This is a genomic window from Tritonibacter aquimaris, from assembly GCF_009617595.1.
GTDB classification, from domain to species: Bacteria; Pseudomonadota; Alphaproteobacteria; order Rhodobacterales; family Rhodobacteraceae; genus Epibacterium; species Epibacterium aquimaris.
This window is the reverse complement of the sequence record NZ_WIXK01000013.1, coordinates 71,474-85,091: the sequence shown is the minus strand read 5'-3', so window position 1 is coordinate 85,091 and position 13,618 is coordinate 71,474. Positions and strand designations below refer to the sequence as shown.

Below are 13,618 nucleotides of genomic sequence, written 5' to 3'. Positions count from 1 at the left end.
TCTGTCCCATAGTCAGTCTCCTTTGTTGCAGTAAGTGCTATCAAAGGAGCGGCATCAAACCGCGACAGGTCCAAACAACCACCAGCGCTACCACGAGCGCCTAAACAACGACACACTCGTCGACGTCTACTTCGGACGCGACAAAGCCATTCTACAACAGCGAGAAAGGCTCAAACGAAATACATTCGACACGCGCCGCTTGCTTCACAGCCAACGCGCCGCATAACCAAACCAAACAGATGAGCCGAACTCTCTTAGTTCAAGCCGCCACTGGTGCCAAAAACTGTGATGACGGACAATCTTACAAAGACTGCGCGTCAGCGTTTTTGAGAATACCGCGTTAGCTCGGTGTAAATATGCAGTCTACTGGCGCGCTGCGAAACGGCTTGCTGACGCTGATCTACGAGATCGATTGGAAGCGCTATCATCTGAACGGCGGCGCTTTGGATATCGTCGGCTGCACCTCTTGCTCAAACATGAGAGCGGCGGGTCAGAAGATCAAAATCTGAACAGAACTAGCCCAGATTAGCGGACTCTCAGGGGAGCAAGACAACAGCGATGACAATTCTCTGTTCGAGACGATAACGGCCTTTTCAGGCCGAGGTCATTCACCGCCGGGGCCCCTGGCCCGACTGCGAGGCGGGGGAATACGCAACACTCGAATGGGTGTATTAGTCTAACAACCGCCGTCTGCTTGTGCCTATCGGAAGCAGACGGCGGAGAAAGCAGAAGCCAATTCCTACAGAGACCCGAAAACTAAAGACATTTCCGAGCAACCGAATGGAATCAACCTCCGGCAAACCCGGCGCGACTCACTTCGCCTTCAGGATTTCCTATTCCATCTTCGCGAAAACTTTACTTCGAATCACTCCTGGCCTTCGAGGGGATTGCCTGCCATTAACGAAACGAAATTGAGAATCATCGGTTGGTTACGCGTCTTTAATGCCCGAGATGTTTCGGAAAATGATTGCACTGGACCACCATCTTTGACCATCGGCGCTGGCAGGTAGGGAAGCTGGCTCTCCCATTCCGCAGCTTGATAGATCTCATCGAGGGTTGTCCCAGAGCAGGCCAAAACAAATGTTTCCGGTTTGGGAAGCGCATCATCGAATTCCCAGTGAAAGGGTGCGGGGTCTTGGCCTTCCGAAGAGATCAAACCATCATCCCCAACACGCCCACCATTTACTTCAATAAGCTCAGCCACAGAAAAGGTATGGCTCCCATCGAGTATAAAACGCGTACCAATACGAATGCGCCCACTCTCCCGCACCTCAACGCTGCCGTCTGAATGTCGTACACCGGTGACTGCTTTCACAAATCGATCATGCGGGTGGCCTACCGGAATATTGGTTGCGGCTCGGATGAGGGTGCCGTCTTGGCGCTGAATGATCCCATCACTTCTCAATATGTCGATAAGCGTCTCATACTTGCCGCCGGCAGGGCTATCTGCACGGTAGTAAACATGCCCAGGTGTAACATGTGTGCCAAAGAAGTTCAGAACAATCTTAGAATCCTGCTGGAAGACGCGCGGCACATGCCCTGGCACCATATTCCCATCTGTATCAAACGCTACAACGGCGTCTCCAACCTCAATCTGCTCAATTGATTTCTGCCATATAGCCGAGCGCACCATAGCCTGATCGTATTGCCCCTCCGAATTCGGACGAATGCGAGCGTCAAGAGGCCACATATTGATACTCGTGCCTGCAGCAAAACATTCGTTTGGAAACAATCGCGCATATTCGGCAAACTTCTTATCCTTAAACAAGCTCTCGCCTAGAGCAAATTTAATTTTACCTTCGAGCGTATCAATACCTTCTGCGCGCGGATCGAAGTCACCCAAATCTACATTATCTAGCAGTATTATTACACCTGTCAAACTAGTTGCCTGGAAGGGCTCGTCTTTGTCATCTCCAACGAGACCATTCAATAGAGAGTTCAGCTCTGCTACAACGGCTGCGGCGAATTCTTCATCCGTATCTTCAATAAGATTTGCGATTTTACGAACATCTCTGGCGGCCCCCAATTCTTTAACGCTGGCAACCAGGTTCCCCAATTTTTTGACCAGAGAACCATTAGGCGCTTTCGAGGCTGCATAGGTCAAAGCATCATCAAACCCTTCTGCACTCTGAAGAATTTGAACTCCATTCCACAACAAACCGACACCCAAAGCAGTTGCTGCACCACTGATCACAACATCGAGCGTCGCATTCGCCAAAATATCGTCTACGCTACCAGCAATCAGATCCACAATATTAGAATTTTTAATCAAATTCAGAACACCGCGGAGGCTCGCATCTTCGAGAATCCCATCGTGGTAGAGCCCATACCCGACCAACCCTAAAGCCCCAACATCTAGCGCAGCTGAACCATGAGCATCCACAGCATTTGTCGACGCTGTAAGAAGAACGAATCCTACTGAGGCCGGTCCAACTGAAAAATAAGTAAATTCACCAATCTTAATAACCCCATCTGCCAATTTATCAATAAATCTATCGACATGCTCATATTCGTAAAGATTTCTCGGCAAATGTTTGATGAGCTGACCGTTGGCTGTTTTCAGATCAGCCTTGTCTCGAGCGCTAAGTTCTCCTTCTTCCTTCGATAGAATCTCATCCGCACGTTTATCCCCAAAAAGTGTTCTGAAGCGCTCAGCGACTGCTGGATCTCTATGGCTTAAGTTAAACAAAATGTCGGCTGGGTCGGTGCTTACCAGACCTGTGCGAAGAGCGTTGACTAGGCGATCGAACCCTTTCTCCACATCAAAGTTGGGATCCATATTCGCTCTGGCAATTAATGCATCAAGATTTTCAGCAACATATTGATTATAGTCCCGGTGCAGGCCAGAACCATTAGCATGCAAGGTCGCATAATAATTTTTCTTCACTCCCTGCTCAATTGCTTCTGCATCGCTTGGCAGAACTTGTAAATACTGACCATCATTTATATTAAAATCTGGAAAATGGGTATTAATAAAGTCTAATCTGGCTTGTAGGATACCTTCATCAAGCCGCGTGTCATTAAATATCTCGACGGGCAAAATGTGGTGGGTTTGCGTGTTACCAAAAACATCTGATGTGGCACCGGTGCCGCTTTGACGCAAATATTCATCCGCGTCACGTCTCAACTTTTCCGAGTTACCCTGACGTGTAAAAACTGGCTTCATTCGATATGCCCTATGCTTTCATAAATCTTTCGATCGGCTGGAAAATTTTCCTCGGTATTTTCAACCAAACCACTCAAATAAGAAGTTTTTAACTTCTCAAAAGTGAGAGTTTCAAAACAAGCACGCTGAAAATTACCTACAGCTCCCCAATACGGTATTCTTTTCAAATAATTCTTCACCGCAACATTATTCACCATCTCATATACCATACGAGAATCGCTAAAGGGGCCAGGAAATGGCACACCAAGAACAGGAAGCTTCACGTCAAATCCCAGGTAAGCAATCCTATCCCGAACAACCCACCAGTAGTACTCCCCGTCGATCTCGGATCCATTTTGAGAATAAATTGTCAAAGGGATAAAATAACTTCCGCCTGCATAAATATCACCCAAGATATCCTTAGCACGCGCACTAATAATCAAAAATGGAAACCATCCGCTAATATCGGGAATATGCGGAATGAGGTCATCGTTATTGATCGTCAGATCAGCCGTGAAGGCTTCGATCATACTTGGGTCAACATCAAGCCGTTTATGCACCCATCGCTCTTTCATCTCATCTGGTAGATCAACTGATGGAAAGCGATCTTCGTTCGCTAAGGACCAAGATCGATCCTTAAAAGGTGGGAAATTCCGCAGTTCTCTCTTGGGCGTATACGACAGATGGCCAGTCAAAGTTGATCCCATCATCGGGTAGAATGATGCTTTTCGTTTTACAATCCCATCGGGTTTTTCAAGAACAAGCGCGTACCGATTGTCGTTATTTTCTTCTCGTTCCATGGTGTCATCCCAGTCCATTGATTTTCCAGGTATCTACTCTACCTTCGCAGGTTAAGACTTCAAAGAAGTCTCTTTCTCTCCCAGCATATATGCGTATCCGCAAACACATACTGTCACTCCCTGTTATCCCCCAAATGGCGACCACATGCTCACACAAAGATGAAGTCATCAGAAGTTAGAGAAGATACACTCACATCCTCCAGACGGATAGTATTTCCTTTCCCATCGCTAATTACGGCATCACTACCAGACCGCGTCAGGTGATTGGCTCTAAGGTCGGAGAAGCTTGTAATCGACGACACATCTGACAGATCGATTTTCTCGCCCGATTGGGAGGCGCTAAAGTCTTCGATTACATCATCGCCAAAGGTGCTATTGAAAACAAATACGTCCGCACCACTGCCGCCTTTAAGGACATCATTGCCGCCAGCCCCATCCAGACGGTCATTTCCACTATCACCCCGTATAGTATCGTTGCCGCTTCCTCCAAAAAGATGATCATTCCCTCCACGACCATAGAGCTGGTCGTTGCCGCTATTGCCCCAAATCGTATTGCTACTGTCACTACCGAATAGGCGATCGCTATGCCGGGAGCCGGACAGGCGTTCGATGCTCACATAAACATCCCCCGCCGCTTCGCCTGTATTGATGTGCGGGTTTCGCAGGCTGGCGGTCAGCCCGGATGTTGCATGCCAATAGGCTACCTCATCCGTGCCGGAACCACCGTCCAGTGTGTCTGCTCCAGTTCCACCAATCAGGCGGTCATTGCCATCTTCGCCGCGTAGATGGTCATTTCCTTCACGGCCATAAATGTCGTCGTTGCCTTTATTGCCCCAGAACCAGTTATTGGACGCGTTGCCGATAAGGATATCCCGATGGACAGAACCCGCCAGGTTCTCGATGCTCGAGTAGGTATCACCCGCAGCTTCACCGGTATTGCTGGACGCGTCATAGAGCGAAGCACGCACACCAGATCCCGCATGCCAATAGGCGGCTTCATCCGTACCGGAACCACCATTCAGGTAATCCGCACCGCTGCCCCCGATCAGCCGGTCATTACCGCCATCACCATAAAGGCGATCGTTGCCGCTATTACCGTAAAGATCATCCCGGCCATCGCGCCCATATAGACGGTTATTGCTGCCATTGCCGCGGATTGTATCGTTATACGCAGATCCATAGGCCTGTTCGACACCAATAATCGTATCGCCCTGCGCGTGGCCACCCGATTGGGAACTACTGGACGCAAGATTAACCTTCACCGCAGCATTGGAGTTCTCATAGTTGACCCGATCCGTACCAGACCCACCATCAATATAGTCCGCTCCAGAGCCACCACGCAGATAGTCATTGCCCGAACCGCCAAACAACCTATCCGTGTGGCGACCTGCATCTAGCGTGTCATCACCAGATCCACCCTCTAAGGTGTCATTACCGTTGCTGCCGTAAAGCTTGTCGTTGTGGTTACCCCCAACCAGAGAGTCACGGCCAAGACCACCCTGCAACGTGTCATGCCCATCATCGCCATACAGCTTGTCAACAATATGGGCATGATCTTCTCTGACCTCTTCGACCTGACCAGATATCAGCGAGTCATTGCCAGATCCACCACGGAGAACATCCGCATCCGCAGTTACCCAATCGTCGCCGCCATTGAGGGTATCATTCCCTGAACCGCCCTCAAGGAGATTCCGCCCATTGACGCCTTGCAGATAATCGTTTCCGTTGCCACCACGCAAAGTGTCGGCGCCAGGCGGACTATTGTTGATCGAACCCGCATAGAGCTTGTCATCACCATCACCGCCCTCCAACAAGTCAGTACCTGCGTTACCATGCAATGTGTCATTGCCATGGCCGCCAGACAATGTGTCATTGCCAGCAAAACCATAGAGCTTGTCGTTACCGTTGTTGCCGATCAGATAGTTGTGCGCCCCATTGCCGCTCAATGTATCATTGTAGGCAGACCCAGATAGGTTCTCGATGCCCACATAAGTGTCACCTGCAGCCTCGCCGGTATTGGTGGAGGCATCAGCCAGATCAACTTTCACGGCTGAGGTTGCATGCCAATAGGCAGCAAGATCGGTGCCACCCGCGCCATCCAAGATGTCGGCGCCAAGCCCCCCAATCAGCGTGTCATTTCCACTTTCGCCATAGAGCCGGTCATTGCCAACTCCACCGTAGAGCCGGTCGTTGCCATCTCCGCCACGCAGGAAATCATTCCCATCACGCCCGTCCAGCGTGTCATGGCCATTGCGGCCAAAGATCGCGTTGGCTCCACCATTACCGTACAATGTGTCGTTGTGGTCTGAACCGGAGACGTGCTCTATGCCCGTATAACGATCACCGTCGGCCTCTCCACGATTGGCTGACGCATCTTGGAAGTCCACGCGCACAGCCGATGTTGCATACCAATAGGCCACCTCATCCGAACCAGACCCACCATCTAGGCGATCCGCCCCAACTCCACCCAGAAGCGTGTCGTTGCCGCTCCCTCCGTAAAGAGAATCATTGCCTGACGCCCCCAAGAGACGGTCATGTCCATTGTCTCCGTAGACCGTATCATTGCCGTTGCGACCATCTATCTGGTCATCGCCATCGCGACCCCAGATAGCGTTCGCCCCCGCATCTCCCCATAGAGAGTCATTGTGTTGCGATCCTGCCAGGTTTTCGATGCGGATATAGCGATCACCCACTGCGTCACCAGTGTTGATGGACGCATTCTCCAACGACACTTTCAGGCCATTCGCAGCGTCTCGATAATCCGCCACATCCGTGCCGCTATCGCCGTCCAGAACATCAGCACCACTGCCGCCAATCAATGTATCATTGCCGTCACCGCCGTCCAACGTGTCATTGCCGCCACGCCCATAAAGGCTGTCATTACCATTGCGGCCCCAGAGACGATTGACGTCATGATCGCCATACAGCGAGTCATTGTAGTTCGATCCCGAGAGATTCTCGATATCAATATAAACATCACCTGCGGCTTCTCCGGTGTTGCGCTCCGGAACCCGGAGACTGGCCTGCAAGCCCGAGGTTGCATGCCAATAGGCAGCCTCATCCGTGCCAGAACCACCGTCCAATCTATCTGCGCCAATCCCACCAATCAGCGTGTCATTGTTTTCATCCCCCAAGAGGATGTCATTGCCTTCGCGACCATACAGCCGATCATTGCCCTTACCGCCCCAGAGACGGTTATTCCCCGCCGCACCATAAAGCGTATCACGGTGCTCCGAGCCCGCCAGATGTTCAATGCTGATGTATATATCTCCAGCCGCATTGCCGGTATTGACCGAGCTGTTCGCAAGCGAAGCTCGGATTCCTGATGTAGCGTGCCAATACGCCGCCTCATCACCACCAGCGCCACCATCAAGCGTGTCAGCGTCAGCTCCCCCCAACAAGGTATCATTGCCACCGTCGCCTAACAGCTTGTCTCGACCTTTGTAGCCCAACAGCCGGTCGTTGCCGTCTTTACCAACCAAAACATTCGTCGCATCGGTGCCAGACAGCGTATCATTATACGCAGATCCATAGGCCTGTTCGACACCAATAATCGTATCGCCCTGCGCGTGGCCACCCGATTGGGAACTACTGGACGCAAGATTAACCTTCACCGCAGCATTGGAGTTCTCATAGTTGACCCGATCCGTACCAGACCCACCATCAATATAGTCCGCTCCAGAGCCACCACGCAGATAGTCATTGCCCGAACCGCCAAACAAAGTATCACGTCCAACACGGCCAAACAGGCTATCGTTACCAGCCAGACCATTAATCAGATTGTCTATGCCATTCCCAAAAATGCGATCAACTTCAAAAGAGCCAGTTACATTCTCGATATCAACAATAACATCTCCAGCGGCGGCACCGGCGTTATTGCTTTGATCTGCCAGATCAACGATCGCACCTTCTTCTTCACTATCAATATAGCTGACGATATCTCGACCCGACCCACCGTCTATTAGATCCGAACCTACACCGCCCAGAAGTTGATCTACACCTGCCCCACCACGCAACGTATCATTGCCATCGCCACCAATGAGATAGTCATGGTCTTCGCCGCCTATAAGGCTGTCGTCGCCGTCGTATCCATTAAGGGTATCGTTACCATCATGACCGGCAATAGTATCATCAAGCTCCGTAGCCAAAAGGCTATCCGCGCTCTGGTCACCATGTATTGTTCTATTAAAACGACCATGGTTATCGAATTCGAACTTCGAGATCGCACCGCCATCAGAGAATGAAAAATACTCGATATGATTGCCTTCGTTAGCCACGAGCAGCTCTCCACCCTTCCAGGCAAAACGAAGCATTCGTCCATTGTTACCAAGGACATCTGAGCGTGATGAGTAGTCAACCAGCTCAATGGTTACCTCATCTAATTTAAGATCTCTAAAACTGATGCTGTCACTTTGATGCGTGTTCTCTTGCTCTGCATCACTATTGATGACCACGGAACCCTGATCATTTTTCGAAACCTCGTAGGTATCATTACCTTCTTCACCAAAGAGATATTCAAATCCATCATTCAACGCATTCCCACCGGCCGAAAGTGTATCATTGCCCCCGCCCCCATAGACCGAGTCCTGACCAGCTCCACCGGAAAGATAGTCATTTCCATCCCCTCCAAGAATGCTGAAAATGCCAAAGTCAGGCGATGCGATCTCGTCATCTTCGTTCTCGCCGACCAACTGGAACGAGCCATCTGGTGTAGGGGTGGCGCCCCCCAAAATGAACCCGAGCTGAATAGCATCGTAAGAAACGCCATCAGCGAATTCAAACTTCCCTACATTCACAAAAGGTCGGTGGATTTCGTACAATCCCGAAACCTCACCTACAGTCCATCTAATGCTCAATCTGCCTTCCCAAGTCTGGTTTAGCACATTGCCATTGTAACCAATTTCAAATTCGACATCTGAGCTGTTAATGCCCTCAAACCTAATCGTGTCCCCTATGACGAGGTCTGGATTCAGCCCTGGGTAATCAAAATAATCACCATTTTGAACAAACAACGGAACCGTCTCATACACAGTTCTGACATGATGACTATCCACCTCAATTACAAAGGTATCCTGTCCAGCGCTACTTTCGATGACCTGAACACCACCTGCCTCGCCCGCACCTACAAACAGGATGTCGTTGCCCGCACCCCCATTCAGCGTGTCATTACCCTGGCGCCCCCAAATCACATTGTCCTGTCGATCACCGACAAGGCGGTCATCATGAGCTGACCCTTCAAGGTGCTCCACATCTATGAGCGCCTCACCGGAAGCATTACCCGCATTTTGGCTAGCGTCGTCCAAGTTCACGACTACGGCCTGCTCTGCATCGCTATAAGACGCAACATCGAGCCCTCTACCGCCGTAGATAGTGTCGATCCCAGCACCACCCCTTAGAGTGTCGTTACCATCCCCGCCATGTAGCTCATCATCACCGTCGCCACCGAAAATACTGTCCTGGCCTGCATCACCGCGCAGTGTATCATCTCCTCCTCCAGCGACGATGGTATCATCCCCATCACCGCCATCGACGGAATCTCTGCCACGCTCTCCGCTTTGCCCATGCCCCTCAAAGAGATCATCTCCATCGCCAAGATAGACTGTATCTTGGCCTGCGCCGGCATCAACAGTATCGTTTCCAGAACCAGCCTTCACAAGATCTGCGTGGTTACCGGACAGAACGGAATCGTTCCCTGAACCAGCATCAATGTCATCCACACCATCTCTAGAAATGATGGTATCGCTGCCGCCATTTGAAACAATTTCGTTTCGTGAAGCATTGGCAACTATGTAATCGTGTCCACGTCCTGAATAAATGCCCCCGCCATCTGCAGGAACTAAAGGCGTAAAGTCAGCAGCCAAGAATTGCTCATAAGTCGTGAAATTGCTCTGATTCAGGATAGTCTTTAGTATCTTCGACTGAGTGAGAAGTTCCACAACTTCACGCGCCTTAGAGCTAATGTCTTGAGGGCGCACTATCCATTGGCTTCGTTTAAAGTCCCCATGGTCGACACGTCCCCAATGAGCTAAACTAAGTGGGCTCGCGACTACAGCAGGACGTCCTCGCTCATCGCTATGAATCGCCTCATGTTCCGGTGTCAGCGTAATATCACCACCGTCATTAGCGAAATACTCTAACTTTTCACGGAAAGTATCAGCGTAATCGACTTCTCGGACTATCTCACGCTCACTACTTTCACCCGTCCCTGTTGTCACAGTGTAAGTGCGGGAAGAAACCAACACTTCAAATTCATTCAAAGTATCAAAAAGCAAATTCAGCTGAGGATCAGCGATCAGAAGCTCATCCCCTGATCTAGCATTAAGCGCGTCTTCGTCTGTTATACCAAAGTGCGTTTCGTTGAGAATTTGGCCGTCAGAGAATTGAATTTGCTCGAGATGCGATCCAAAATCCGCAATCAATATGCTTCCGCTCTCTTCATCATCTTGCCATGTCAGCTGAAGATATCTTTGGCCACCATCGAAAATAGTGGAGATCTCCACATCATCAAACGACACATCGCGCAACACCAAACGGTCATTATCCCCAGACGACACCGTCTCGCCCTGGATGATTACATCTCCCATCTCTTTCCGATAGATGTAGAGATCAGATCCCCCATTTCCAGAATAAATCCGCGCTGTTTCCAAGCCTCCAGCAGCCCCAAACTCAAGGAGATCAGAACGATTGGACCCATTCAGCTGGGAAGTATCACTGGAATTCTGCTGAATATCATCCAACTCAACTTCATAAACCACCTCATTACCCGCCCCATCCCGAGCAAAGCGAAATGCGATTTTCTCAATCCCTTGAGCGTTAACGCTGCCATTGCTCCAATCTGCAACAAAGCCATCGAGGTTTTCATCAAAAGTGACATCGATATTATTGAAACGAACATCGAACAGAAGTTGATCTTCGCCTTCCCCATCTGCATCGATGACTTGCGTTTCACCAAAAGTGGAGCTTACCCTGAAGACGTCATTCCCTGAACCACCACGGACAATATTTTTCCCTACACCGGCGTCTAGAGTATCGTCCCCTGATCCACCGTGAATGGTATCATTACCCGCATAAGTCCGAATGTCATCATCACCAGCATTGCCGCGGATATTGTCATCTCCGCCCGCAGCAAAAAAGTTATTTCCAACACTATCGCCATTCTCGCGAAAATCACCCGTCAAACCAAGTTGGTTGGCGTAGCTAATAGTAGCGACCCATCCACCCGCGAACGCACTATTCGGGCTCTGTGCAATCAGCGCATCAATTTCCTCCTGGTTTTCCAAATAATTATGATAATCATCAGCGATTTGCAGCGTGGAGGTTACCTGCGAATAGATCCCTTCATCGCTGAGAACATTCTGTGGGACACCGCCAAGTGCCAATAACTCATCATAGGTTATAAAGTCATATTGATTTAGAAGATCCTTGAGTACTCCCGAACCAACCAGCTGCTTAATCGCAAGTGTCGTTTGTGCGTCAAACCTTTTCGTTGTTGCAACCCATTCTTCAACACTATCTTGCCCACCCCCAACATGTCTGCGCGCAACTGTGGAGAATACCGAAATACGGCCCTCATCCTGGATGGCAATAGAAAGTCCATTCTCCAAAAGATATTCAAGCTTCTCCCGTAGATTGTCCGCATAATCTACAGCATAGGCAGTACCTTTAGTATATTCATATGTCGCATCAGGGTCGACCCGGCCACCAACGTACGTTACGACTCGCGTATCTTCTACAGCATCCAGCAACAACTTCAGGCGATAGTCCTGTCGCAGTTGCGCTACATCCAGATCTTCAAACGCTTTTACAGCTGTAAGCTGTCCATCATTGATCTTTGCATCAATCAGATCATCCACATAGGCGTTAAGGAATGTTTCCCGGAAATCAGAAAAAGTCTGCCCATTGCGCCCTGCATTTTTAAGCGCTTCTTCATAATGGCCAAACGAACGCTCGAACTCGTTAAAATTGTTAGAGTTCGACATAATCGAATCCAAGAACGCGTTCATTGCATCCACATAGCTCTGAGCCAGATCCTTCGACAGTTGACGATTTCCACCGTCATCTGAGTAGGTATCGAGCAGTACGAACCGACCTATTTCTTCATCAAGCCCAACATGTGTAAATGCCTGCGGATCTTTATCGAAAAGACTATCAAATATCTTCCCCACAAAGAATGACACTATGGCTCCCACACCAAGCGACGCAGCCCCAAACAGGTTAGAGAATGCTTTCCAGGCCCCTAGAACAGCGCCAGTAATGGCAGAGGCAATAGCACCCTCTGTTGTTTCTAGTGGCGGTAAGATTTCATTAATCACTGTCGAAATAATCAAACTGACAGGATCAATACCAATACCATTTGCGATTCCCTCGGTTCCGGGAATAACCGTAGTCACACCTTCTGCTCCGGCAGCGATTTCAGCAGCACTAACAAAATTAGTAGGGACGAATGCAGTTTGAATTTGCTTCACTTGATCAGGCCTAAAGCCTAAACTTTGAAATAGGTCGCCAAAAAACTCTTTTCCAAGTAGCTTTCCAACGCCTGTGGTAACAAAATCATCGAGTGCCGCGCTTGAGAAACTTCGAACGAGAGACTCTCCGAAACTATCATCTTGCGCACTGCCAAATACTTCTGCCAAGATTAACTGGTTTACCGCGCCAATAGTCGCATTCAAGCCATTTACAACTAGTTCCTGGCCAAAATCCTCAAATACTCCTGTTGAAATATCCTCCAACTGTTCAGCTATATCAAGGTCACCGACATTCTTGGCAGTCCTATCAACAAATGCACCAAGAGTTCCACCCAGATTTTCGAGTATCGTTCCAAGGAAGGTATCTGTGGCAATTTCCGCAAATAGATTAGCGTCATCTCCAATCAGAGCACGTGACAAAAATGGGGTTAATGCGCGCCCTGCGGCCTCCCCCTGAAATTGCCCGTATAAAGGCTGACGTTCAACAACGGTTTCAAAACTGTTGTCTGGATTGCGCACCTGTCGCGAATAATAAACATTACCGAGACCGTCTGACTCAGTAGTTTCGACTATTGCATCAAAACCACCGGCCGGATCGGCACGGTAAATTTTCTCAACTTCTAAATTCCCCGAGGTAGTTTCTGTATCCAGGTCAACGACAGCGAAATCCACTCTACCATCTTTCCCTCGATCCAAATTTACTACATTTGCACGCTCGTCATCACTCAAGAAAGATAGAATTGAATCGTTATGAACGCGAACATTATCTGCAACATAGTTATGATATTTAGAAACCTCAAAATTATAGGTTCTCCAGCTCGACTTCCGAATTAAATCTGGAACATTTCCACTGTCGTCAATTAATATGGCTGGATTATCCGTGCTATGCCCGGGCCCACCGAGAGTATTGGCCACAAATCCATGAGGTGGAACGATGATGGCGGTCTCAAAACACTCATCGTTTCCATCTGCAACTTTCCGTTCACCTAGGCTATCAACAACCTCGGATAGAGCTGAAATACTACCACTAAAAACCTTCGTACGGACAGGTCCCGAGTGATTAACAGCCTCCTCAACAGAAGAAAGAGATACTCCGGGCGTTACGCAATCGATAATTTTCACGTCAAAATTCCAGACTAATTTCAGACCAACCAAAGTCGGGGAATATCTTAAAAACACTCAACTCGGGAAAAACTATCTACTGTGAT

3 protein-coding genes and 1 pseudogene are annotated in these 13,618 nt (G+C 49.3%); 1 reads left to right on the top strand and 3 read right to left on the bottom strand.

The features are described from left to right. Positions 1-367: 367 nt before the first annotated feature. A pseudogene (locus GG681_RS16885) lies at positions 368-481 on the top strand (IS3 family transposase); the annotation flags it as partial. 384 nt (positions 482-865) lie between these two features. On the opposite strand, the gene GG681_RS16880 reads toward GG681_RS16885, so the two are convergent. From GG681_RS16880 to GG681_RS16870, 3 genes are all read right to left on the bottom strand, one after another. Further along, entirely contained in the window at positions 866-3,166 is a 2,301-nt protein-coding gene (locus GG681_RS16880) for a hypothetical protein (protein ID WP_153549210.1), read from the bottom strand. Further along, positions 3,163-3,963 carry a hypothetical protein gene (locus GG681_RS16875; protein WP_153549209.1) on the bottom strand — a complete coding sequence of 267 codons (801 nt, stop codon included), beginning with the start codon at positions 3,961-3,963 and terminating at the stop codon, positions 3,163-3,165. Before GG681_RS16875 ends, GG681_RS16880 begins: the two co-directional genes overlap by 4 nt. A gap of 131 nt (positions 3,964-4,094) precedes the next feature. After that, positions 4,095-13,532, bottom strand: a complete 9,438-nt coding sequence (locus GG681_RS16870) for a hypothetical protein (protein WP_153549208.1) — start codon at positions 13,530-13,532, stop codon at positions 4,095-4,097. Positions 13,533-13,618 lie beyond the last annotated feature (86 nt).